The organism is Desulfovibrio sp. SGI.169 (assembly GCF_050313595.1).
GTDB lineage: Bacteria > Desulfobacterota > Desulfovibrionia > Desulfovibrionales > Desulfovibrionaceae > Desulfovibrio.
In genome coordinates, this window is record NZ_JBNPLS010000016.1 from 41,611 (window position 1) to 65,097 (window position 23,487).

At 58.3% G+C, this 23,487-nt stretch carries 18 protein-coding genes; 8 read left to right on the top strand and 10 right to left on the bottom strand.

What is annotated here, in order from left to right; translation table 11 throughout:
- Positions 1-70: 70 nt before the first annotated feature.
- Positions 71-1,156 carry a mandelate racemase/muconate lactonizing enzyme family protein gene (locus tag ACQRA4_RS09330; RefSeq protein WP_427822804.1) on the bottom strand — a complete coding sequence of 362 codons (1,086 nt, stop codon included), beginning with the start codon at positions 1,154-1,156 and terminating at the stop codon, positions 71-73.
- A 309-nt stretch (positions 1,157-1,465) separates the two neighbouring features.
- On the opposite strand from ACQRA4_RS09330, the gene ACQRA4_RS09335 reads away from it, so the two are divergent.
- A complete protein-coding gene (locus ACQRA4_RS09335) occupies positions 1,466-3,469 on the top strand; it encodes a sigma-54 interaction domain-containing protein (RefSeq protein ID WP_427822805.1) in 2,004 nt (667 codons plus the stop codon).
- Between the two features lie 177 nt (positions 3,470-3,646).
- Here the strand turns inward: ACQRA4_RS09335 and ACQRA4_RS09340 are convergent, their stop codons facing one another.
- From ACQRA4_RS09340 to ACQRA4_RS09370, 7 genes are all read right to left on the bottom strand, one after another.
- Positions 3,647-4,351 (bottom strand): ABC transporter ATP-binding protein, encoded by a 705-nt coding sequence (locus tag ACQRA4_RS09340; RefSeq protein WP_427822806.1) that lies wholly within the window; start codon positions 4,349-4,351, stop codon positions 3,647-3,649.
- Complete coding sequence (locus ACQRA4_RS09345) at positions 4,344-5,129, bottom strand: ABC transporter ATP-binding protein (protein ID WP_427822807.1); 786 nt, start codon at positions 5,127-5,129, stop codon at positions 4,344-4,346. The genes ACQRA4_RS09340 and ACQRA4_RS09345 overlap by 8 nt, the downstream gene beginning before the upstream one ends.
- Positions 5,126-6,346 (bottom strand): ABC transporter permease subunit, encoded by a 1,221-nt coding sequence (locus tag ACQRA4_RS09350; protein WP_427822808.1) that lies wholly within the window; start codon positions 6,344-6,346, stop codon positions 5,126-5,128. Before ACQRA4_RS09350 ends, ACQRA4_RS09345 begins: the two co-directional genes overlap by 4 nt.
- A 1-nt stretch (position 6,347) precedes the next feature.
- Complete coding sequence (locus ACQRA4_RS09355) at positions 6,348-7,256, bottom strand: branched-chain amino acid ABC transporter permease (protein WP_427822809.1); 909 nt, start codon at positions 7,254-7,256, stop codon at positions 6,348-6,350.
- A gap of 169 nt (positions 7,257-7,425) precedes the next feature.
- Entirely contained in the window at positions 7,426-8,556 is a 1,131-nt protein-coding gene (locus tag ACQRA4_RS09360; RefSeq protein ID WP_427822810.1) for a branched-chain amino acid ABC transporter substrate-binding protein, read from the bottom strand.
- Positions 8,557-8,680: 124 nt separating this feature from the next.
- A complete protein-coding gene (gene der / locus ACQRA4_RS09365) occupies positions 8,681-10,042 on the bottom strand; it encodes a ribosome biogenesis GTPase Der (RefSeq protein ID WP_427822811.1) in 1,362 nt (453 codons plus the stop codon).
- 60 nt (positions 10,043-10,102) lie between these two features.
- On the bottom strand, positions 10,103-11,158 hold the full coding sequence (locus ACQRA4_RS09370; protein ID WP_427822812.1) for an RluA family pseudouridine synthase: 1,056 nt from the start codon (positions 11,156-11,158) through the stop codon (positions 10,103-10,105).
- 660 nt (positions 11,159-11,818) lie between these two features.
- Between ACQRA4_RS09370 and ACQRA4_RS09375 the strand changes: the two genes are divergently transcribed.
- Together ACQRA4_RS09375 and ACQRA4_RS09380 are read left to right on the top strand one after the other, a co-directional pair.
- Entirely contained in the window at positions 11,819-12,016 is a 198-nt protein-coding gene (locus ACQRA4_RS09375) for an NAD(P)(+) transhydrogenase (Re/Si-specific) subunit beta (protein ID WP_427822813.1), read from the top strand.
- A 253-nt stretch (positions 12,017-12,269) separates the two neighbouring features.
- Positions 12,270-13,625 (top strand): aspartate aminotransferase family protein, encoded by a 1,356-nt coding sequence (locus ACQRA4_RS09380; RefSeq protein ID WP_427822814.1) that lies wholly within the window; start codon positions 12,270-12,272, stop codon positions 13,623-13,625.
- Positions 13,626-13,634: 9 nt separating this feature from the next.
- Here ACQRA4_RS09380 and ACQRA4_RS09385 read toward each other — a convergent pair whose 3' ends face one another.
- Entirely contained in the window at positions 13,635-15,512 is a 1,878-nt protein-coding gene (locus ACQRA4_RS09385; RefSeq protein ID WP_427822815.1) for a sigma-54 interaction domain-containing protein, read from the bottom strand.
- A 239-nt stretch (positions 15,513-15,751) separates the two neighbouring features.
- On the opposite strand from ACQRA4_RS09385, the gene ACQRA4_RS09390 reads away from it, so the two are divergent.
- The 5 genes from ACQRA4_RS09390 to ACQRA4_RS09410 all read left to right on the top strand — a co-directional run bounded on the left by ACQRA4_RS09390 (position 15,752) and on the right by ACQRA4_RS09410 (position 20,187).
- Positions 15,752-15,883, top strand: coding sequence for a hypothetical protein (locus tag ACQRA4_RS09390; RefSeq protein WP_427822816.1), 132 nt, complete (start codon positions 15,752-15,754; stop codon positions 15,881-15,883).
- Positions 15,884-16,166: 283 nt separating this feature from the next.
- Positions 16,167-17,168, top strand: coding sequence for a TRAP transporter substrate-binding protein (locus ACQRA4_RS09395; protein ID WP_427822817.1), 1,002 nt, complete (start codon positions 16,167-16,169; stop codon positions 17,166-17,168).
- A 92-nt stretch (positions 17,169-17,260) separates the two neighbouring features.
- The gene (locus ACQRA4_RS09400) at positions 17,261-17,854 is read left to right on the top strand and encodes a TRAP transporter small permease (RefSeq protein WP_427822818.1); all 594 of its coding nucleotides are present in this window, start codon (positions 17,261-17,263) and stop codon (positions 17,852-17,854) included.
- The gene (locus ACQRA4_RS09405; protein WP_427822819.1) at positions 17,854-19,152 is read left to right on the top strand and encodes a TRAP transporter large permease; all 1,299 of its coding nucleotides are present in this window, start codon (positions 17,854-17,856) and stop codon (positions 19,150-19,152) included. Before ACQRA4_RS09400 ends, ACQRA4_RS09405 begins: the two co-directional genes overlap by 1 nt.
- Before the next feature lie 21 nt (positions 19,153-19,173).
- Positions 19,174-20,187 (top strand): TRAP transporter substrate-binding protein, encoded by a 1,014-nt coding sequence (locus ACQRA4_RS09410; protein WP_427822820.1) that lies wholly within the window; start codon positions 19,174-19,176, stop codon positions 20,185-20,187.
- 688 nt (positions 20,188-20,875) lie between these two features.
- Here the strand turns inward: ACQRA4_RS09410 and ACQRA4_RS09415 are convergent.
- On the bottom strand, positions 20,876-22,429 hold the full coding sequence (locus ACQRA4_RS09415) for a DUF1998 domain-containing protein (RefSeq protein ID WP_427822821.1): 1,554 nt from the start codon (positions 22,427-22,429) through the stop codon (positions 20,876-20,878).
- Between the last annotated feature and the right edge of the window lie 1,058 nt (positions 22,430-23,487).

Here is a 23,487-nt window from a genome sequence, read left to right on the forward strand (position 1 = left end):
AAAAGCGGCGGAGCCGGCATTGCGGTCGCTCGCCGCTGTCTTTATTTTTGCGCCCGGCATTGCGGCGCGTTCAGGACATCCGGCTCAGATGCCGCTGTTCACGGCTGTATTTTTGCAGGACATCTGGATCAAGCTCCCGCCTGTAGTCTGCCGGGATGCGGATATGCCCGTCGGCAAAGCCCAGCGGTTCCCTGAACAGGGGGCGCGCCGGCTTGAGATAGCCGTTTTGCTCGCCCGCGAAAGTAACGCCGCATCGCGCCGCGATAAGGCTTTCATGGTAACAGCCCAGGTCGGAGGATACCCCGTTGCCGATGAGCACCTTGATGCCGTAGCCGCGCGCCATTTCCATCTGCTGCCGCATGCTGACGGCGCTGGCGGACTTCATGAGCTTGAACTTGATGAACTGGGCGCAGCCGTATTGGCCTGTGAGCCTGACATCCTCTTCATTGAAGATGGATTCGTCCAGCATGAGAGGCAGCGGCGAGCGGGGGGCCAACTCCCGCATGGGTTCCCACTGCCTGGCCGCAAAGGGCTGCTCCAGCAATTCGATATTGTCGGGTTTGACGCTGTTGACGAAGCGCAAAGCCTCTTCCGGCGTATAGGCCTGATTGGCGTCCAGCCGCAGTTGGGCGGCATGGCCCACCACATCCTGTATCTTCCGCACTTTGCGAATATCTTCATCCACCGCGAAGCCCACTTTGACTTTCAGGGTGGTGAAGCCCTGACGCAGACGCTCTTCAAGATGACTCTCAAGGCTTGAACCCTGAGGAGGGTTGACAATGCCCACCAGCGGCAGCCGGATGCCTTCCTGCGGCATTGTCAGCACAGGGACTTGCCGCAATTCTTCAAGAGCGGTCAGATAACTGGTGCACGCCAGCGGAAATTCGTTCTTCGAGCCGAGCAGCAGCGCGTGCGCCTCATCGGCGCTTTTGCCCAGCACCTCGGACGCCTTGCTCTGCACAAAGCTCCAAATGCTTTCCGGCGTTTCCCACTGGTAGCCGGGTTGCGCCGGCGTGCCTTCGCCCATGCCCACCCGGCCGTCGTCATCCGTGAGAACGGTCAGAAAGGTGTTAAACTCCCGCAGGACGCCAAGAGAATTGCCGTAAGGCACCTTCAGCGGCAAGCGCAAATCATAGAGATCCACGGAAACGATCATCTGCCCTTCCTTTTTCATTAAAACTCGTTCCACTGTGCAACCCAAGGGCTGAACAGTGAAGCGCACGCGCCCCCAAAGCGGGTTTTTGGCTCATGCGCGGCGTTTTTCGCGCCGCGCCGGCTCAGCGCGCGGTGAAATGACTTCCTGAGTCCGCCGACTCCGGATTGCAGACTGCATGAGAATGTTTGCACAGAACATACCAGTATATGAATAATTTTTTATATCAATATGTTAAGGGTGTATTGCCGTTGACGCAAAAAGAAGGGTAGGTTATTTTTAGATATTCGGTACGACAAAAATGGATATGTTATGCGCAAAAACGCTTATGAATCAGACGAAGGCGCTCTTTTCGGCGTTATGGTTCACTCCGCTTCCGTGGCCGCCATTGTGCGCGATTTCACCGCGCGGGAGGGGATCGCCTGCCATATTTGCGTGACTACGCATGAGAGCGCGCTGGATGACGCCGCGGCCCTTCTGGCCAAAGGCTGTGAAGTGCTGGTTTGCCACGGCGGGTCGCGTGAGGCCGTCTACTGCAAGCACAGCCAGCAGACAGTCTTCATCGAGCGCTCGGATATGGATTTGCTCAAGGCTCTGCTCAAGGCCGGCAAAGAGACGCATGAGGTCATCCTCACCGCGCATGAGGCGGAACGCCGCGACATTGCCCTGATGGAGTCGCTCACCGGCATGCATATCCATGACGTGCGCTATATGGATCAGCGCACGCTTGAGCGCAAGCTGGCGGCTCTCATCAAGAAGGGGGTGCGCGTGGCGGTGGGGGGCGGGGCCACGGCCCTTGCCATGGCCCGTCTTGGCGGCGTTACCTTTCTGGACGAACCCCGGCCCGAAAATATCCGCAACGCCTTCGCGCGGGCGCTGGCCCTCGCCCGTTCGCGCCGGATGGAGCAGAACTGGATCGACAGCCTCAAGGACATGCTGGCGTTCTCCAAGGAGGGCATGCTTTTCATCGGCAAGAATAACAAGGTGTTGTTCGCCAATGCGGTGGCGTTGCGCCTGCTCAATGTGGAAAGCGGCGACGCCCTTGCCCCTTTTTTTGAAAAGCTGCTTGTGGCGGATGTGCTGGCCGACGCCCGGCCGCGCGAGGATGTTCTGGTGGACATTCGCAACCGCAGGATGTTCATCTCCAGCTTTCCGGTGAACATCAGCGCCGAAAATCGCGGCGTGGTCGTTTTTATTCATGATGTGGAATCGCTGCAGGGAATGCACCTGAAGATTCGCAAAGACCTGCATGAACGCGGCTTCATCGCCAAGCATGACCTCGATGACCTGCACGGCGACTGCGCCCCCATGCGGCTGCTGAAGCGAAAAGTGCGCATGTACGCCGCCACGGACGTGCCCGTGCTCATCCTGGGCGAAACAGGCAGCGGCAAGGAACTGGTGGCCCATTCCCTGCACATGGCCAGCCCGCGCTACAACGAACCCTTTGTGCCGATCAACTGCTCGGCCCTGCCCGAAAATCTGCTGGAAAGCGAGCTGTTCGGCTATGAGGAAGGCGCGTTCACCGGGGCGCGCAAGGGCGGCAAGCAAGGCTTGTTTGAGCTGGCCCACAAGGGCACCCTTTTTCTGGACGAGATAGGCGGCGTCGGGCTGGCCATGCAGGCCCGCCTGCTGCGCGTCCTGGAGGCCAAGGAGATCATGCGCGTCGGGGGCGACAGAATCATCCCCGTGGATGTGCGCATTATTTCCGCCTCGCATACGCCGCTGCATGAGCTGGTCACGCGGGGCAAGTTTCGGGCGGATCTCTTTTACCGCCTGAAAGGTCTGAGCCTCAGTCTGCCCCCCTTGCGGGAGCGCGGGGAGGATATTCTGCGCCTGGCTCGATGCGCGCTGGCGCGCAGAGGCAAAACAGAGGCCGCCCTTTTGCCGGAAATTCGTGCCCGGCTTATGAGCTATCACTGGCCGGGCAATGTGCGCGAGCTCATGGCGGTAATGGATACCTACGCCATCCTTCTGGGGGAAAGAAAGCATGACCTCCAGTGCTTTCTCGAGGTCTTTGACAGCTGGGGCAGCCCCGGTCAGGCTTTGCCCGCCCCGCAGCCCCCGGCGTCGCCGCCCTGCCCCCGGCCCCTTCCCGCGCCCGCCGCATCCGAACACGCCGCCGGCGTGGCGGCGTCGCCTGGCGCGCCGCAATCCTTCAAGGAGCGGCTGGCGAAGATTCGTCTGGACATGGCGCGGGAGGCGCTGGCCGTCTGCGGCGGCAATCAGAAGCGCGCCGCCCGGCAACTGGGCTTGAGCTACACCACCTTCAGACGCTTGCTGGGCGCCGGCCGCAATGACCCGGCGGATGTACAGTGAGCGGCCCGCGAAGAAACGGCCGGTGTCAGAGCATGTTGCATTTGAAAATATCCAGCAGCCAGAATCCCGTGTGCTGACCCGCGGGTTTCACGCCTCCATCGGAGCCGACGCCGCAGAGCGCATTGCGGCCGCTCCGATGTCGCGGCGCTGTCCCGCCCGGCTCCGTGCCAACTCGCGTCATATGCCGAGGTAGGCGCTGCGCACTTCGTTGCTTTGCAGCAGATTGGCGGCCGTGTCCTCCATGACGATGCGACCGTTTTCCATCACATAGCCGCGATGGGCGATGCGCAGGGCCTGGTTGGCGTTCTGCTCCACCAGAAAAACCGTGGTGCCGTCGGCGTTGACCTTGCGGATGATGGAAAATATCTGCTGGATGATGATGGGCGCGAGGCCCAGCGAGGGCTCGTCCAGCAGCAGCAGCCTGGGGCGGCCCATGAGCGCGCGGCTGATGGCCAGCATCTGCTGCTCGCCGCCGGAAAGGGTGCCGCCCGCCTGGCGGCGGCGTTCGGCCAGAATGGGGAAGAGGCTGAACACATAGTCCATGTCTTCTTTGACGCCTTGGCTGTCCCGGCGCAGAAACGCGCCGAGATCCAGATTTTCGCGTACGCTGAGATCCGGGAAGATCAGGCGGCCTTCCGGCACCTGTGAGATGCCCAGCGTCACGATTTCATGCGGCGGCAGCTCGTGGATGGGGGCGCCGTTCCAGATGATTTCACCCTGGCGCGGTCGGTTGATGCCGCAAATGGTCATCAGGGTAGTGGACTTGCCCGCGCCGTTGGCGCCGATCAGGGTGACGATCTCTCCATCGTTCACGCGCAGGGAAACCCCGCGCAGGGCCTGAATGTTGCCGTAATAGGTGTCCACATTGCGGAGCTCAAGCATCGCTTTCTCCCAGATAGGCCTTGATCACGCGCGGGTTGACCCGCACTTCCTCAGGTTTGCCCATGGCGATGCAAGAGCCGTATTCCATGACGTAGATGCGGTCCGAAAGGGACATGACCATGCTCATGTCGTGCTCAATGAGCAGGATGGAGAGGTTCCGCGCGTCGCGGATGCCGCGCACCAGAATTTCCAGCTCATGAGTTTCCTGGGGGTTCATGCCCGCGGCGGGTTCATCCAGCAGCAGCATGCGCGGCTCGGTGGCAAGAGCGCGGGCGATTTCCAGGCGACGCTGGGCGCCGTAGGCCAGATTGCGGGCCTTCTCGTTCCAGAGCCCCTGCAGATGCAGGCTCTCCAGCAAGGCATAACTGATGTCAATGCTTTCCTGTTCCTCGCGGCGGGTGCGGCCGTCACGGGAAAGCGCGCCCCAGATGCCCGCGCGGGTGCGGCAGTGGCGACCCACCATGACGTTCTCCAGCACGGTCATGTCGCTGAACAGGCGGATGTTCTGAAAGGTGCGGGCCATGCCCATGGCGGTGATGATATGCGGCTTTCTGCCATTGAGCAGATGCTTTTCGTTATTGGCGTCATAAAGAAACATCTTGCCCTCGGTGGGCGTGTAGATGCCGGTGACGCAGTTGAAAAACGTGGTTTTGCCCGCGCCGTTGGGGCCGATGAGGGCCACAATCTCATTGGCGTTCACGCGCAGGTCAAGATCGCTCAGGGCGCGCAGACCGCCGAAATCCTGGGAAAGACCCGAAACTTCCAGCACCGGCCTCATGCCCCGCCTCCAGTGTGGGCCCCGTGCAGGGCGCTGATCCTGTAGCGGCGGCGTTCGCCGCTGATCAGGCCCTGTGGCCGGAAAATCATCATGATCACCATGATGGCGCCGAAGATCAGCATACGGTATTCGGAAAAGGCGCGCAGATATTCCGGAGCCAGAATCAGAATCATGGCCGCAATAACCACGCCCGCAATGGAACCCATGCCGCCCAGCACCACCATGGAGAGAATCATGGCCGATTCCATGAAGGTGAAGCTGGAGGGGTTGATGTAAGTGGTCTTGGCCGCGAAAATGACGCCCGCGAAACCGGCCCAGCAGGAACCCAGGGCAAAGGCCGAAAGCTTGACGCGGGTTATGTCGATGCCCATGGCCTCGCAGGCGATCTCATCCTCGCGCAGGGCCTGCAGGGCCAGCCCCACACGCGAATTCTTGAGGCGCGAAATCATGACGATGGTGACGACCACCGCCGCCAGCACCAGATAGTAAACATAGATGGTGGAGGCGTTGATATCCATTTCCAGGCCGAAAAAGCCGGGCCGGGGGATGTCGCTGACGCCGCGCGGGCCGCCGGTGAGGCTGGTCCAGTTTTGGAGGGCCAGTCGCACGATTTCGCCGAAGCCGAGGGTGACAATGGCCAGGTAGTCGCCCCGCAGGCGCAGCACCGGAAAGCCCAGGGCCAGGCCGAAAAGTACGGCCAGCATGCCGCCCACAGGCAGACAGGCCCAGAAGCCCCAGCCCAGAAACTGGTAAAGCAGGCCGTAGGCATAGGCCCCCACGGCGTAAAACGCCACATAGCCCAGTACCAGCTGGCCGGCCAGCCCCACCACGATGTTCAGGCCCAGCGCCAGCATGACATACAGCAGGGCCGAAATCATGATATTGGTCTGGTAAAAGGAGCTGATCAGGGGCATGCTCAGCATGAACAGCGCCAGAAGAACCAGGCCGCCCGCCTTGAGGCGGGGCCGCCCGCTCAAATTCCGCAGGCCCGCACCAAAGCCTTCCGGCAGGCGCAGCAGCGGCAGGCCCCTGGCCTTGCGCGAAAAGCACCAGTCCCAGATGACGGCCAGCACAAAAACCCCCGCGCCCAGCCAGAGAATGCGGTCAAAACGCCAATGCACGGTCTGGTCAAGCGTGTTCAGCTTGACGCCCATGACCGGCAGGGTCAGCGCCATGAACCAGATGGCCGTGAGCACAGCCTTGAATACGCGCCGCATGCTACACCTTCTGTACCTTGGCTTTGCCCAGAATGCCGTCGGGGCGGAAAATCAGAATCAGAATCAGAATGCCGAAGGCCAGAATATCTTCATAGTTACCGGAGAAATAGCCGGTGGTGAAGCTCTCGGCCAGGCCCAGCACAAGCCCGCCCACCATAGCCCCGGGGATGGAGCCGATGCCGCCGAGCACCGCCGCCGTGAACGCCTTGAGACCCGCCAGAAAACCGATGCCGAAGTTGACCTGACCCATGTGCGAGGCGATCAGCACGCCGCCCAGCGCGGCCAGGGCCGAGCCGACGATGAACGTCAGGGAAATGATTCTGTCGGCGTTGATGCCCAGCAGAAGGGCCATCTTACGATTCTGGGCCGTGGCGCGCATGGCCTTGCCCATGCGGGTGTAGCGGATGAAAAGCGACAGGGAAACCATGGCCAGCGTGCTGACCAGAAGAATCAGAAAGTCGCTGGGCCCCATGACGTAGTTGACGTATTCCAGAAATTCCATTTCAGGCAACAGGCGGGGGAAGGGCACGAAGTCGGAGGTCTGGGCCAGCAGCACATAATTCTGCAAAAAGATGGACATGCCGATGGCCGAAATCAGCGGAGAAAGGCGCGGCGCGCCGCGCAGGGGCTTGTAGGCCACCTTTTCCAGCGTATAGCCATAGGCGGCGCACCAGATCACGGCGGACAGGGCGGCCACGATCAGAATGCCCCCGGCCGGAAAGCCGTATATGCCCAGCGCCCCGGCCACCAGAAGGGCCGTGAAGGCTCCGAGCATATAGATTTCGCCGTGAGCGAAGTTGATGAGCTCAATGATGCCGTATACCAGGGTATAGCCCAGAGCGATCAGGGCGTAGATGCTGCCCCGGGTCAGCCCGCCGAAAAAGAGCTCTACAAAAAATTGGATGTCCATGCTTACCCGCGCGCGGGCATTGGCCCGCCGGATGCCTGGTGAATGCCGCAAAACGCCCGAAATGTGAATCGCGCGCAATCACCGCGCGGCGGGCGCGGCATGGCCCGAAGGCCGCCGCGCCGCCGCGGGGCGAAAAAGAGAGGCGGCGTCCGCCGCGTCCCCGCCAGTGTTATTGCAACGTGATGCTGTGATCCAGCTCCACAAACTTGCCGTTTTTGACTTGATAGATGGAAAGCGCCATACCGGCCGCGTCGCCCTTTTCGTTGAAGCTGATCTTGCCCAGCGGGGTGTCCACCGGGTTGGCGCGCAGCGCTTCCTTGATTTTGGCCGTGTCAGTGCCGCCCGTTTTTTCAATGGCGGCCAGCAGGCACTGGGCGGCGGCGTAGGCATTGTAGTAGCCAAAGCCGGGTTCGCTGCCGTAGGCCTTGACGTGCGCCTCGCGCGCCTTCTTGTATTCGGGCAGGGTGCTGGTGTCTTTGGGGTAGGAGGCATAGACGCCTTCGCTGTCCTTGCCGGTCATTTTCAGGAAGGTTTCGTCCTTCACGCCGTCGGGGCCGATGAACGGGGTCGTCAGGCGATCCCGGCGCATCTGTTGGATCAGTTTGGAGGCCACGGGCTGATACCCGCCGAATACCACGATGTCGGGCTTGGCGCGGCGCAGCTTGCGCACCACCGCGGAAAAGTCCACCGCATCCGGGGTGACGGCCTCAAAAAGCACGGTTTCCGCGCCGGCCTTTTCCATCAGCGCGCGGTTGTTGTCGGCAAAGCCCTTGCCGTAGTCGCCGTTGTCATGCAGATAGGCGATTTTTTTGGCGTGCAGCTTGTTGAGCATGAAGTCGCTGGTCAGCCTGGCCTGCGCGTTGTCGTTGGCCACAGTGCGGAAGAAGAGCGGATTTTTGCCGTCTTCGGTCAGGCCGGGCGTGGTGGCCGTGGGAGAGACGGAAATAAGGTTGGCTTCCTGGAACAGAGGCAGAGCGGCCTTGGTGGGGCCGGAGCAGATGGGGCCGATGACCACGCCGACCTTGTCGGAAATCAGCTTGGTGGCCGCGTTGGTGGCCATTTCGGGCTTGCACTGGTCGTCCTGGGAGATGACCTCCACCTGCTGGCCGAGGACGCCGCCCCTGGCGTTGGCTTCATCCACAACGAGCTTGGCGGCGTTCAGGCTGGGAACGCCATAGGAGGCGAGGTCGCCGGAATGGGCTCCCTGCACGCCGATTTTAACGGACTCCGCGGCCAGGGCGGGCGCGGTCAGCGTCACGCAGAAAGCCATTGCCGCAAGCCAGGTCATGCCTTTTTTCATCTGCTCCTCCTCCGAAAAATGTGCATGCGGAGCGCGCTCCGCGAATGGATAGGGCCTTTCTATTGCATTATTGCGCGTATGCTGTCAATGCGGACGCCGCGCGGCTTTTCCGTAACGCGTCGCCTCAGCTTTTCTTTTTGTGGCTGGAACGCAGGCGGATGCGCATGGGCGCGTGGCTGATGCCGAAGATTTTGCGCAACGCGCGTTCCAGGTAGCGGGTATAGCTTTCCGGCACGCGCTCGGCGTCGCTGACAAAAAAGACAAAGGTCGGCGGCGCTGTTTCGGCCTGCGTAAGATAAAAAAACTTGGCCCGCACGCGTTTGACCACCGGCGGTTGATGCCTGGCGAGCACCTCTTCCATGGCCCGGTTGAGCTGCCCTGTGGGAATGCGCGCCTGGCATTCCTCATGAATTTGCCGGGCCAGCGGCAGGATTTTTCTGAGCCCCGCCCCGGTCAGGGCCGAAACCGCCAGAACGGGCACATGCCTGCAAAATGACAGCGTCTCGGCCACATTTGCCTTGAGCGTGCCCAGTGCGCCGCGCGGCGCCAGATCGCATTTGTTGATCAGAACCATAAAGGGCGTTTTGCGCGTGTCCAGCATGTCCATGAGCCGCTTGTCCTGCTGGCTTGCACCTTCGGTGGCGTCCAGGATGAGCAGGGTCACGTCGGCCTTGGTGCTGGACTTGATGGCCGCGTTGACGGAAAATTTTTCAACGCTGTCCGTGATGCGGGTGCGGCGGCGAACCCCGGCGGTGTCCACAAAGACATAGTCCCGCCCGTCGAGATGAAAGCGCACGTCCACACTGTCGCGGGTGGTGCCGGCCACATCGGAAACGATCATCCGTTCCTCGCCGGCCAGAGCGTTGATCATGGATGACTTGCCCGCGTTGGGGCGGCCCAGCATGGCAAGTCGCAAGACCGGCGGGGCCGGAGCTTCGGCGGCGGCGTCTTCGGGCAGCAGGGCGGCCAGGTCTTCGCACAGGGCGTTGATGTTGTAGCCGTGCTCCGCCGAGACGGGCAGCAGCGGAAAGCCCAGCCGGTGAAATTCGGCCATCTGCTCGTCTTCGCGTTCCATGCCGTCCACCTTGTTGACCACGCAGAGGGTGGGCAGGCCCATACGCCGCACATGCGCGGCCAGGTGCTCGTCCAGCGGCAAAAGGCCGTCGCGTCCGTCCACCACAAAAGCCGCCGCGGCGGCTCCGGCCAGGGCGGCCTCGGCCTGGGCCAGGATATCCCGCTCAAAGCCCCGGATGCCTTCGGGGCCTTCAGCCACGGCGGCGTGCGCGTCCAGAGTGATGCCGCCGGTATCCACAATGCCAAAAGGGGGCAGGCCCTTGCGGCGCACCAGACCTTCCATGCGGTCGCGCGTGACGCCGGGCCTGTCATGGGTGATGGCCCGGTTGCTGCGTATCAGGCGGTTGAACAAGGTGGACTTGCCCACATTGGGGCGGCCCACCAGCACGATATACGGAAGAGAGTCGGACACGGCGTTCCCTTGGTGGCGCGGCGGGCTGACGACCGCCGGGATGTTACGGTGCAAAGGGAATTATATAGCTTCATTTCCGGCCAAAGGAAAGCTTTCGGCCACGGGAATTTCCGGGGGCAGGTTCGCCGGGGCGGCCATGACTTCCGGCAGCACGCTCACGGCATGTTCCCCGGCCCAGTCCGGCAGACAGGCGAACACGCGGCCGCCCGGCAGGATCACGCGCAGGGCGTGCAGGTACATGGGGCCCGATTCGGCGGGCCGGGCCTGCGGGCCGTACTTGGCGTCGCCCAGCACCGGGTGCCCCAGGCTTGCCAGTTGCACCCTGATCTGATGCGTCCGGCCTGTGAACAGGCGGATCAGCAACAGGCTTTCGCCCGCGCGGACGCGCAGGGGCCGGACCAGGCAGAGGGCCTCGCGGGCCGCGCCGTTCGCGTTTACGGCGCGCATTTTTTCATAGCCGCGCGCGGTTTCCTTGCGCAGATGGTGGCGCAGCAGCCGGGTTTCAGCCCAGGGCCAGCCCCCGCGCACCCAGGCCACATATTCCTTGATCAGGGCGCGTTCGCGAATGGCTTCCTGAAGCCGGCGCAAGGCCTCGAAGCTGGCGGCCACCAGCAGGACGCCGGAAGTATCCTTGTCCAGTCGGTGGGCGGGGGTGGGCCTGAAGGCCGCCTGGTCGTAGCGGGCGGCAAGGCGGGTGGCCAGACTGTCGCTGTGGCCGGTGCCCGGATGGGTCGGCAGGCCGGCGGGCTTGCGCAGGGCCCAGATGGCCCCTGCCGTTCCCACCACGGGCGGCAGGGGGGGGATGCGCCCCTGATCCCCTTCGGGCGGAGGTGGGGCCTGGGTCGCCGCCGTGGTCGGCGCGGCCCCGCTTTGGGCGGCCATTTTCAGGGCAAAGGGCGGCAGGCGGAGCATATCGCCCGTTTGGACGCGCGCGAACGGCTTGCAGCGACCGCCGTTGAGCCGCACCTGGCCTGTGCGTATCCAGCGGTGCAGCAGGGCGGGCGGCAGATTGAGCCGCCGCTGCAGAAACTGAAGTATTTTCTGACCGCTTTCCGCCTCTCCCACCACGGGGATATTCTGTTGGGCGGGGTCTGGAGGAAGATCGTCCGATGGCATAAGCGGATTGTGGCCCAAAGGCGCGCTTGCCGTCAAGAGGGTCCGCCTCCGGCTAGGCAGAGGATGCCACAGCACAGTAACAGAATTCCACACCAGGACGAGAAGTTCAGGCCCGTACCCGCCAGCAGCATGATCAATGAGGTCAGCAGAGGGGCGCAACCGCGCATGATGGTATAACTGAAGGAGGTGTCTGCCTGTCGGTAGGCTGCGGCCACACAGAGATAATAGGTAAAATGGCAAAGACGGGAGACGCCCGGCCACGACCGCGCCGCTGCCGACAGCGGTGCAGCCAGCGGGGGCAGAAACAGGGCCCCCAGCCCGCCGCCAGGGGCGTTGAGTCCTGTTTCATAGAGCTTTGTTCCCGCCACCCCTGACGATGATGTTCCAGAGGGCGTGCAGCAGGGCGGCGGCAAGCGCCACAAGTGCAATGTTCAGAGACATATCCTGTTCATATCGCCAATGGTCGACTTTGGCAAACAGTCTAACAAACCGTTTTTGGTTCATGCAGGGCTGTCTGAGCAGAACAATGCAATTTTGCATTGCTGATTCGGAACAAATCTTGTCGCTCACGGGCTGCAAAGGCGCATATATCCTTGAAGACACTTGTTTCAATTAAGATTGGAGGTATTGGCACGTCTTTGGCATTGAGAGCGCAAGTTGGTGAAGGCATGGCTGCGCCCTGTACGGTTTTCTTCGTGTGGGGAGGAGGACCGCAAAAACATCATCATTTGCAACTATGATGAAAGACCGGGCTATGCCGGGGTTCCCAATCCCCTCTACACCCGTGACAATGCTATTCTGATGACCGGCGATGCCTCCACCAGCGTGGGACGGCTGGTGCAGATGGCCAGGGGATAGAGTAAAATGCCCTAAGGCTGGATGCTGTCGGCACGTTGGTGAACAGCCAGGCCAGATAGAAGAACAGGGCGTCCCGCCACAGGCGGTACGCCCTGTTTGCGTCCACGACAAGTTTATTTTGCATCGCTGCCAGGATGTACATATAAAAAATATATTTTATTCACAATGTTACATGCGTGGCATAGATATTGCTTTTCTTGCGGCAAGCCCTTTGCGGCACCACTGCAACCCCCATTCCCAAGGAGAAAAGCCCATGTCCAAAAGCACGCAAGACTATGTCAGCGGCGACATAGCCAATGTCTGGCATCACCTCACGCTGCATCAGGGCAACGCGCCCATGATTGTCACCGAGGGCAAGGGCCTCTATATCAAGGACATCAACGGCAAGGAATATCTTGACGCCACCTCCGGCGGTGTCTGGTGCGTCAACGTGGGCTACGGGCGTGAGCGTATTGCCAATGCCGCAGCCGAACAGATGAAGAAGATCCCCTTCTATGCCGCCAGTTGCGGCAGCCTGCCTACCATTGATTTCTCGGAAAAGCTGCTTTCGCACATGCCTGGCTTTTCGCGTGTCTATATTTCCAGCAGCGGCTCCGAGGCCAATGAAAAAGCCTATAAAATGGTGCGCCAGATTTCGCAGCTCAAGCACGGCGGTAAAAAATACAAGATCGTCTACCGTAACCGCGATTATCACGGAACCACCATCAGTACCCTGAGTTCCTGCGGGCAGGAGGAACGCCGTGAGCAATACGGCCCCTTTACTCCCGGTTTTGTGGAGTTCCCGGCCTGTCTTGCCTACCGCTCGCCCTATCCCGAAGGTACACCTGACTTAGGCGAAAAATTTGCCCGCGAACTTGAGATTGTGGTGCAGAAGGAAGATCCCGACACTGTGGGTGCCGTCATTGTGGAGCCCATCACTGCGGGTGGCGGCATCATCGTGCCGCCGGACGGCTATTATGAAACCATCAGCGAAATCTGCAAGAAGTACGGACTGCTGCTGATCATGGATGAAGTAGTCTGCGGCCTTGGCCGGACAGGCAAGTGGTTCGGCTATCAGCATTTCAACGTCCAGCCCGACATCGTGACCATGGCCAAGGGCGTTGCCAGTGCCTATATGCCCATCTCCTGTACGGTGACAACCGAAGAGATATTCAAAGATTTGCAGGCGGGCGGCGACAAGCTGGCCTACTTCCGCGACATCAGCACCTTTGGCGGCTGCATGGCAGCCCAGGCGGCGGCTCTGGAAAATATCAGGATAATTGAGGAAGAAAACCTGCTTGATAACGTTGTGGCTATGGGCGACTATACGCAGGAAGGACTGCGTGGTCTGCTGGCCCATGCCAATGTAGGCGATGTGCGCGGCAAGGGGCTGCTGCAGGGCGTGGAATTTGTAGAAGACAAGGCCAGCAAGACCCCGCTGCCGGAAGAAAAGATCATCGCCATCTGCGGGGCAATGGCCAAGCGTGGCGTTCTCGTGGGACGCACAAACCGCAGCTTTGCGGGCCGTAACAATATCATCAACCTGGCCCCGGCCTATATCGTCACCAGAGCCGAAGTGGACATCATCGTCAACGCTCTTGACGAGTCCATCAGAGAAGTGCTGGGCTAGGTACTTTCATCACGGAGCATTGTCTGAACCGGCGGCGGCAACGTCGCCGGTTTTGCCGTTGCCGGTCTTTATCTCGTGCAATCTGACGCCCAGTTGCCGGGCCTTGCGGACGACCGTGGACTGGCTGATGCCCAGCCGTGCCGCCGCCTTATATGTGCTGCCCGTCTCACGCAGAGCGCGAGAAATAAGGCTGCGCTCCAGCTCTTCTACAGCCTGGCGGAAGCCCCCCGCGGGCGGACCGGGGGCACCATCCTCCTGTGCAGCCGCAGACGTGTTGCCGTAAACGGACGCCTGACATCCTTTGCCGTCATTCTCTCCGCAACTCTGTCTCGTGTCCACCTCTTCTTCCGACAGGCGGACATCCTTCATCCCGCCCATCAGATAGGACGGCAGGTCACGCAGGGAGATGAGGCTGCCCTCGCTCATGCTGGCCAAAAACTCCACGGCAGCCTTCAGCTCCCGCACATTGCCCGGCCAGGGATGTCTGCAAAAGCACTCAATGACCTTGGGGGAGAAAGTTTTGCTAATCTTGTACCGCCTGCACGTCCTGCCGAGGAAGAACATCATCAGCGGCACAATGTCTTCGGGGTGTTCGCGCAGGGGGGGCATTTGAATACTCAGAACACGGAGACGGTAGTAGAGATCGGCCCGGAATCTCCCCTCGTTGACAAGCTGGTCAAGTGAGCGGTTGGTGGCGGCGATAATGCGCACATCCACCCGTATCTCCTTTTCGCCGCCTATCTTGCGAAAGCCCTGTCCATCCAGTACATGCAGGATTTTGGCCTGCATATTCAGAGGCAGTTCGCCTATCTCGTCCAGGAGCAGCGTTCCCTTGTCGGCCAGCTCAAAATAGCCCTTGCGCCCGTTGCGGCTAGCCCCGGTAAAAGCCCCCTTGTCATAGCCGAACAGTTCCGACTCTATGAGCGACGGCGGGATGGCCGCGCAGTTCACGGCAATGAAAGGGCCGTCGGCGCGGTTACTGCGCTGGTGTATCCACGAGGCAGCGTAAGTTTTGCCCGTACCTGTCTCGCCAAGAATGAGGATACCCGAAGGGGATTTGGCCGCCCTGTCCAGTCCGCTCATGCAGCGGCGCATGATAGTGCTGGTAGCGATCAGGCGATCTTCGTCATCGTGATAAAAATCACCGGCTTTGCCTTGCAGGTAGCCCAGCCGTTCGGCATCGGCCAGTCCCCTCTGAAGATATTCCAGTTCGCTGATGTCGCGAATGCAGGCCACCACCCGCCAGACATTGCCCTGCTTGTCGAAGATGGGAGTGCTTGTGTTAAGGCAGCGGCTGCCGTTGGGGTAGTCATCAAAACGGGTGATAATTTTTTTCTGCTCAAGGGCCTCCAGTGTAACTGCCGCAGAAAATTTGCCCTCATTAAGAGGGATACTGACCGATTTACCAATCATTTCCTGTGGGTCAATGGCCGCAATACGGCGCAGGGCCTCGTTGACATGCAGGGTAATGCCCTGCCCGTCAATGACCCACAGCCCATCATGCATATGGTTGGTGATGGCAAACAGCTCCTGGCTGAAACTCTCCATGGCCTGCATATCTATATTCTCAACATCTTCCCAGAGCAGAATGCAGCGCTGGTCAGGGCCCGTCGGCCGCCAGGCCAGATGCCAGGGGGAATTGGCCAGCCACAGGTCAAGCTGTCCTCCGGGGGTGTCGGGTACGAATTGCCCCGCGCTGTGCCTGGTCAGCCAGTGACGCAGGAGGAGTCCACGGGGCGTGCAGTCCGCTTCAAGACGTTGCGTCAGGCTGGCAAAGGACGTGGTATGCGCCTCCACCTGCCAGTCTTCGCCCTCACACAGCAGCAGGCAGACGTGGCGGGGCAGCAGATCAAACAGGGGCATCAGGGATGCAAAAAGGGTATTCATAGACTTCCTCAACGCAAAAGTAATTCATATTTGCATTGTATAGGGAAGATGACTTGTTGAACAAACCATAATTGCATTAGTATTAGCTATGTCTTTTGTCAATCACGCTGTTATTTCAATGGGTTATCCATACCGTCCCCAAGGCATGGTTCTTGCTAGGTCTCCCAAAAACCGAAACGGAAGCACCCTGCCGGCGCGGGGAGGGCTCCGGTCAAATCACGCTATTTGGGGAGGCCGCAATGCCCGAAATGACGCCCAGCGAAGCCATGACCGAAGTTCTGGTGCAGGGAGGAGTAAACCGCGTCAGCGGTATCCTTGGATCCTCCTTCATGGATATGCTGGATCTTTTGGCTGCCGGCATGAAACCATGACCGATGGCGCCCGCCTGGCCCCGCTCTTCCGGCGTGACGCACTGGCATTGCCCACCCGCTTCCTGCCCAAGTGCGAACACCCGGACAGAAGTATTTTTAACTGACGTCTTGTATCCTCCGTGCCTCCGGCTGAAATCTGCACTCCCCGCAGGCTCCGGCCGGAGGATAGACTGGAGTGATACATATGAAAGATCTGCTTTTGGCTTGTGCCTGAACGTCACCTTGCAGCAGGGGCTGTTCAGGTGGGAACGGACAACCTTGTAACCCTTTCAAGGAGGCCCCGATGTCATTGAAAAAACTCTTCCTTTCTACCCTGGCTCTTTTGCTTCTGCTGGGTACCTCGGCCGTGGCCGCCGAGACTTTTAAGGTGGCTGTGGGCGACCCCGAAGACTCCGAGCAGGGCGTAGTGGCCAACGCCTTTAAGCAGTATCTGGAAGAAAAATCCAAGGGCGCCATCAAGGTAGAATGTTTCTTTGGGGGGTCGCTTGGCGATGAAAGTGAAACCCTGCGCAATGTGCAAAAGGGGACTCTGCCCTTTGCCGTGGCCGGCATCGCCAACCTTGTCCCCTTTGAAAAGCGGCTTGGTCTGCTGACCCTGCCCTACCTTTTTGACAATCTTGATGAAGTTGTGGCCGGAACCAATGACAAGCCCGCCGAACTGCTCAACAGCTACGCGCTCAAGGCCGGTTTCCGTGTGCTGACATGGACGTATACTGACTTCCGCTACATCTCCAACTCCAAGCATCCCATCAAGAAAATGGCGGATATGCAGGATCTGAAATTCCGCGTTCCGCAGAGTGCGGTACTTATCGCCGCCTATAAAGCCTTTGGTGGCAGCCCCACCCCCATCTCCTGGGCCGAAACCTTCACCGCCCTCCAGCAGGGCGTGGTGGACGGCCAGTGCTATGGCTACATCGGCTTCAAGGCCATGAAGTTCAACGAGGCTAACCAGAAGTATCTGACGGAAGTACACTACACCTACCAGCTACAGCCGCTGGTCATGAGCGAGCGCGTTTACCGCAAAATGAGGCCCGAAGTGCAGAAGCTGGTGGTGGAAGCCGGCAAGTACGCGCAGGAAGTGGTGCTGAAGTACCAGAAGGAAAACGGCGAAGCCGCCAAGAAGGAACTCATCGCCGCCGGTTTGGTCGTTGACCAGCTTGAAGACGAAGCCCAGTGGAAGAAGGCCGCCATGGAAAAGGTCTGGCCCGAAATGGCTGATTTTGTGGGTGGCAAGGACGCTATCAATGCGTACCTGAAGGTCGCTGGCAAGCCTGAATGGAAGTAATTTGCCCTGATTCCCGGCCGGGGCCTCCACGCGGCCCCGGCCTGATCTGGTGACACGATGTCGCCCCCGCAGGCAATGCCCCGGAGGAGAACGTGAAAAAAATCCTCAAAGCCTTACTGGATCATTTTGAAAGCTATCTCTGTCAATTTTTACTTGTCTTTTTTGTTGTGGTGGTCTTTATGCAGATCATCCTGCGCGCTATCAATCAGTCACTGCCCTGGACGGAAGAGATAGCGCGTTATGCCTTCATCTGGTTCATCCTGTTCGGGGCCTGTTACGCTACGCGCCTGTGCGCTCTCAACCGCGTCACCATCCAGTTCGCCAAAGCGCCTAAAAAACTGACTGACTTCTGTCTTTTTGTGAGCGACATGATCTGGCTTGCTTTCAGCCTGATCATGGCCTGGGAAGGCTATATCGCCGTCATGGACATGCGGGAATTCCCCTACGCCACCCCTGCGCTGGACTGGGATTTGGGCATGGTCTATCTGGTCTTTCCATGCAGCTTCCTGCTTATGGCCATCCGTATTGTACAGGTAAACTACATTCGCTTTGTTTTAAAGGAAGAGATCGCTGACCCGGATCAGGAAGCCGTCAAGGAAAGTCAGCACGCCCTGCTGGCTGACAGTGATGGGCCTGACAACGGAGACTGCATGGATGAAAACAGCCGGGAAGGAGGCCGGGCCTGATGGAAGCCTTGACACCCATGGCCATTGGCGGCCTGCTCTTTGCCATATTTTTCTTACTGCTGCTGATAGGCAGCCCCATCATGGTAGCCCTTGGTGTGGGCACTATGGCTTGCTTCCTGATACTTGATATTGACTTAAGCGTCATGATTGAAAAGGCCTTTGCCCAGCTTACGGCTTTCCCGCTTATGGCTTTGCCGGCCTTTGTGCTGGCGGGGGCACTGATGGAAGCATCGGGCATATCGCGTCGGCTGGTCAACATAGCTGAGGCTATGGTCGGCCCCATCCCCGGCGGGCTGGCCATTTCCACCGTGTTGTCATGTGTCTTTTTCGGAGCCATCTCCGGCTCTGGCCCGGCCACCACGGCTGCCGTGGGGATGCTGATGATTCCTGCCATGCGGCGGCGTGGCTATGACCCAGCTTACGCAGCCGCCACCACGGCCACGGCCGGAGGTATTGGTATCATCATCCCCCCCAGCATCCCCATGGTCATTTACGGTGTTACCGGGCAGGTGAGCATTTCCAAAATGTTTATGTCTGGCTTCATCCCCGGTATCATCATTGCCACCGCCCTCTGCGTGGTGCACTACATGAAGTGCCGTGACCTGAGCAGTGGTCTGCAATGGTCGGCCGGGCATATTGCCCACACCATCAGGAATGGCTTCTGGTCCATCATGGCTCCTACCATCATTCTGGGTGGTATTTACGCGGGCTGGTTCACTCCCACCGAGGCGGCCATTGTGGCGATCTTCTATACGGTCTTTGTGGGTATCTTTATTCATAAGGAGCTGAAGCTCCGGGCCTTCATGTCCTCGCTCAATACCACCACCTGGCTCACGGGCCGAGTGCTGGTACTGGTCTTCACGGCTACGGCTTTCGGCTATCTGCTGACCTCCTACAAGATACCCAACGAAATCGCCAGCTGGGTACTTGGTTTCACCGATAACGTCTATCTGGTCTGGACCTTTGTGGTCATCTTCCTGCTCTTCCTTGGCATGTTCATGGAAACGCTGGCCATCATCATGCTGGTGACGCCAGTCCTGTTGCCCATTATGACTGCCTACGGGGTTGACCCCATTCACTTCGGGCTGGTACTCATCTGCTGCTGCGGTATCGGATTCTCCACGCCCCCGCTGGGCGAAAATATGTTTATAGCATCGGGCATATCCGACCAGCCTCTGGAACATATCTCCATCAAGGCTCTGCCTATGGTGGCGGCCAACATTACCGCTGTAGTGCTGCTGGTTATCTTCCCGCAGCTTGTCATACTCCTGCCCAATATGATGGACGCAACGCCCTAAGCGTACCAGCACGAGGTTACTATGTTCAAAATGCGCTTCCTTGTAATGTTTGTGGTCACGGTATTTCTGTGTGTGCCAGCCCACGCCCTGACTGCACAAGGAGAACTACACCTGACGCTGGGTGATCCCATTGAATCGGAGATGGGCGAACTGGGCAAGGCCTTCAAGGAATATGTGGAACGTGAAAGTCTGGGCAGCATGAAGGTGGAGCTGGCCTCTGCTGGCGGCAGCCTTGGTGAGGATGAGTCCCTTCAGTTTCATCGTGTCCAGCTTGGCAGACTGGATATGGCTTTCGGCGGCGTGGCTAATCTGGAACCGATGGTCAATGCCCTTGGCTTGCTGACCCTGCCCTATCTTTTTACCAGTGAGGAGGATGTGGTGCGCGCTACCTCCGGTGAGGCGGCACGGCTGCTCAATACTCATGCTGAAAAGGCCGGTCTGCGAATACTGGCATGGACATATTGCGGCTTCCGCAACATATCCAACTCCAAACGGCCCATTACGCGCCTTCAGGACATGCAGGGCCTGCACTTTCGCGTGCCGCAGAGTTTCGTCATGCTGGAAACCTACCGCGCACTCGGCGCCACCCCCTCGCCCATTGACTGGAACATGACCCGTAATGCCCTAATGAACCATGAGGTGGATGGGCAATGTTATGATCACACCGGCTTTTTGGCCATGCGCTTCCATGAGGCCGGGCAGCGATACATTTCCGAGCTGCATTATCTCTATTTATTGCAGCCACTGGTCATCAGCCTTCAAGTCTTTAACCAGATGTCCCCGAACATGCAGGATATCCTGTTGCGTGCGGGGCAATATGTGCAAGAGCTTTCCCTGCGCTATCAGCAGGAAGAGCGGCCCAAGGCCAGAGAGGCCCTGCAGAAGGCAGGGGTGCAAATCGACGCTCTCTCCGATGAGCCTGTTTGGCGGCAAGTGGTACGCGAAAAAGTCTGGCCCAGGGTTGTCAATCATATTGGCGGTAAGGAGGTCATCAACGCCTACCTTGCTGCTGCCGGGCTGCCATTATGGGAATAACCGCGCAGTTTAGGATGGCCCCCGACAGGATGAGTACCCTGAAAGTTACCCAGACAAGAGGCGGTTTTTCTTGGTTTTCGTTACCATAGCTGGATAACGGGAAAGCCGGAAATCGTTTGTTTTCAACGAGTTCCGGCTTCCCTTCTTGGTGCTCTTTACACAAAATTCTGGCGAGGGAGGAATGACAATAAATTACATATCATAGCGAAATATAATAATTTATTATAAATTTCACCCATTGATACCCTTGGAGATACCCCAAAACATTTGCGATGATCTTGGCCTTTGTTGACTCTTACTAGAAGTCATTTCATAATTCGTATGAAATGGCTTCGACCGCCAGACGAAAGTCTGGCGCGGCGCGAAAAGCGCCGTGAATGAACCCAAAACCACGTTTTTGGGCGAATGATCTTCATAATTCAGCCCTTGGGCTGAATTATGAAATGAGTTCTATACAATCAGAAACACTTCCTATCAAGCTCTCCAAATAGTATCGTTCACTGATTTTAGCAAAAATGCCAATATGTTCATGCCCTTCAAAGACAATTACATGAATAATGCTTCAAAATATTTGTAATTAAAATAGATACTCACACATTTGCATATCAGAAGGTATATCAATACCACGGGCCTGGTTCGTCTTAAAATCCATTATAGCGTTTTTCCGTGGCACAATGTCGGACAAATTTTAGACCGTGTTCAGCTGCAGGCTGATGACTGTTCCGCCCGGAACTACTTCGAGAGCCTGCCCCATATTTTTTAGTGTAATAATTTGTTCTTCGCAGGTTCCATGGAAGGGAAACAGCCGGTCAGGACATTTGCGATCCACCTTGAGAAATCCGAGTCCCTGGTCGAGCCAGATGGTCAGTGCCGTACCGTCTTGAAACTCTAGCCAAAGGGAGCGGGCATGGGCCATCATTTTTTTGTCCGTGGGAACTACCTTGACCGTTCCAAGTTCGTTCAGCAACCTTCTGACGGCTTCATCGCGTTCTGTGGCACGGCTCCAATTGTCCCACACTTGGGAATACTCCCCGGAAATCCGGTCTGCGAGCATGACGAAGAAGGTGGGGGAAGCCCATGCCTCGCCATATAGCTCTTTCAGATGGCTCAACAGCCTGTAAAGAAGGACTACTGTAAGGGGGGAATTGCAGTATCTGTCGGAAAACATGATGCGTGTGATGGGCCGCCGGAAGGCAATGGGGTCGCGTCCCAGATCTTTTTCAAGAGATTGATGCAGTTTGTGCCACAACCATGGAGCGAAGTCTGTGACGGAAGTCTTGTCGTTGCCATCTATCTGCACGATGGCACTGTTGCCGGATTTTGCCAGAAGATCCTTTTGTAGAAGCGGTCTGCGTGTGCCCGCATCTCCTTGCATGCAACCCTTGAGCAGCAGATGGTTTTCCTTTTCTTCGTATACAGCCCAGCGATGCAGCAGCCCGTCGTCTATGGTGACTGCGAGACGGGCATGAGGATGAGAAAAGCCACCCTCAAGAACGGAGCAGGTCACGCTACCATGGATAAGGGGAGCAAGAAGCATGCGTTCTTCCTGACTGAAGCTGTCGTAAAGTTCTTTTTCCAGAGTCAGCTCGATATGTACTTGTCGTAGTCTTAGAATGTCCAGAAGATGCAGCATGTCACCGTCGCCGGGCAACCATAGAGAATGTGGTCCGAGATGCAGAATGATGGTTGCCTCTGGATGCACCAGGGATGCAGACAGCACTGATTCTTCAAGGCGCATGGTTTCCGTTGCAGTCGAAGGGCCGAAAATGCGCGCCTGCGGGGGCAGATCGAGCAGAGTGAACCAGATAGGCGTGAGCACTTCCAGCCCCTTGTGTCTGTCGAGATCCCGACTCTGATAACGCAGGTCGAAGCTGAGGATACAGTGGGGACAGGCCGTTTCACAGTCATGATTCCTGCATAGCAAACGCTCGCGCGCGTCGCGTAGAAGATCCGCCATATACTCCCCGGCGGAAGAGGCGTAGCCTGCGGCATTTTTGTCGAAAACGAAGATGGAGGTACAGATCGTGCCATCTTCTCTTTTGCGGGTGTCTACAGTACATTCCAGCTCTTCCGCTTGAATGCCAAGTCGTGCGGCCAGAGCGTCGCGCAGGGCGACGGCTATGGGAAATGCCTGTGTTTCATCGTTGAGCCAGGACTGGTCTTCCTTTCGTATCTGCACCTCAAGGACGTCGGTTTTACTTTCGCTGGCAAGCCAGAGAGGTGCTTTTATTTTCCATTCCATACCTTCCCGGCAGGCGGGACAGACATGGTTGGCGGGATCATTTTCGTTTTTCCCTCCACGAAGTTTTTTATGATTCCTTATGGCAGAGGGTATTTCCCCAGTTTCGGAGATGGATTCCACTCTGCCGCAGGCCAGGCATACCGCGTATCCTTTGCCATAAAGACCGCGGGAGAGATGAAATACCGTGCCGGATGTGGTGCAGCGGAAGCGGACCCTTTCGGGAAGCCCCAGAGATACCCACGGGCCGCAGGCGCACACATTGGCCTCGGCGTGACTCAGACCTGTTATGCCGAGTGTGACGTTATTGGATGGCTCCCTAAAGAAGTCGACAGCAAAGCCCGCAGGCTCAAGATATTCATGCCAGTTCTCCTGTGTCAGGGTCGCGCCGCAATTGCTGCATGTGGTCAGGGAACGACTGGCCGCCGTGCCGAAACTGCCGCAGTTCCGGCACCTCCAGCGGTTTCGTATGTTCTGTAGTTCCGCGGGGTCATCTTCGGAAGCGGGGATATGCCAGTTCAGGGTTATGCCCCTTGACTCGTAAACAAGACCGTTAATGGCAACGCTGTTACCGGGAGCGTATTCGGTGAGCGCTGAGGAAAGGGAACGACTGGGCAGCTCTCGCCGCAGAAACAGGTTGTCCGTTTCTTCCCTGCTTTCTTTTTGGCTCTATTGAAGAACGCTGTTGATAGCATGATTCATCGTAAAATCCCTTCCCTATTTTTCCTCAGACATTCTTTTCCGCTCTTCCCCAACCCACCTAAAAACTCGCTCATTATCTATAAATTTTTCTATTTACAAATAGAAACTAATTGCTATCATTAGATTAGCTGGCCGGAACCATCGTAGGCATGTGCATAGCAAGGTAGGAACCTACCACCCATAAGCTATAAGCTATGCGCTTACGCTCCTCACCGTTACACGGAAAGGAGTGATGTCTATGACATACTTCTACAAACCACGAGGCTGGAAGGCTAAAGTCCATCTTTACTCCCGCCTCTCCAAACGCAAAGTTAGGCTTTAATCCCTAGAGGGATTGATTGATTGTTCAAAGCATACTC

What these genes read in the sequence shown, in the direction of transcription:
- ACQRA4_RS09330 (WP_427822804.1), bottom strand. Translation starts at nt 1,156, where the DNA reads ATGATCGTTTCCGTGGATCTCTATGATTTGCGCTTGCCGCTGAAGGTG.
- ACQRA4_RS09335 (WP_427822805.1), top strand. Translation starts at nt 1,466, where the DNA reads ATGCGCAAAAACGCTTATGAATCAGACGAAGGCGCTCTTTTCGGCGTT.
- ACQRA4_RS09340 (WP_427822806.1), bottom strand. Translation starts at nt 4,351, where the DNA reads ATGCTTGAGCTCCGCAATGTGGACACCTATTACGGCAACATTCAGGCC.
- ACQRA4_RS09345 (WP_427822807.1), bottom strand. Translation starts at nt 5,129, where the DNA reads ATGAGGCCGGTGCTGGAAGTTTCGGGTCTTTCCCAGGATTTCGGCGGT.
- ACQRA4_RS09350 (WP_427822808.1), bottom strand. Translation starts at nt 6,346, where the DNA reads ATGCGGCGCGTATTCAAGGCTGTGCTCACGGCCATCTGGTTCATGGCG.
- ACQRA4_RS09355 (WP_427822809.1), bottom strand. Translation starts at nt 7,256, where the DNA reads ATGGACATCCAATTTTTTGTAGAGCTCTTTTTCGGCGGGCTGACCCGG.
- ACQRA4_RS09360 (WP_427822810.1), bottom strand. Translation starts at nt 8,556, where the DNA reads ATGAAAAAAGGCATGACCTGGCTTGCGGCAATGGCTTTCTGCGTGACG.
- ACQRA4_RS09370 (WP_427822812.1), bottom strand. Translation starts at nt 11,158, where the DNA reads ATGCCATCGGACGATCTTCCTCCAGACCCCGCCCAACAGAATATCCCC.
- ACQRA4_RS09380 (WP_427822814.1), top strand. Translation starts at nt 12,270, where the DNA reads ATGTCCAAAAGCACGCAAGACTATGTCAGCGGCGACATAGCCAATGTC.
- ACQRA4_RS09385 (WP_427822815.1), bottom strand. Translation starts at nt 15,512, where the DNA reads ATGAATACCCTTTTTGCATCCCTGATGCCCCTGTTTGATCTGCTGCCC.
- ACQRA4_RS09390 (WP_427822816.1), top strand. Translation starts at nt 15,752, where the DNA reads ATGCCCGAAATGACGCCCAGCGAAGCCATGACCGAAGTTCTGGTGCAG.
- ACQRA4_RS09395 (WP_427822817.1), top strand. Translation starts at nt 16,167, where the DNA reads ATGTCATTGAAAAAACTCTTCCTTTCTACCCTGGCTCTTTTGCTTCTG.
- ACQRA4_RS09405 (WP_427822819.1), top strand. Translation starts at nt 17,854, where the DNA reads ATGGAAGCCTTGACACCCATGGCCATTGGCGGCCTGCTCTTTGCCATA.
- ACQRA4_RS09410 (WP_427822820.1), top strand. Translation starts at nt 19,174, where the DNA reads ATGTTCAAAATGCGCTTCCTTGTAATGTTTGTGGTCACGGTATTTCTG.
- ACQRA4_RS09415 (WP_427822821.1), bottom strand. Translation starts at nt 22,429, where the DNA reads ATGGAATGGAAAATAAAAGCACCTCTCTGGCTTGCCAGCGAAAGTAAA.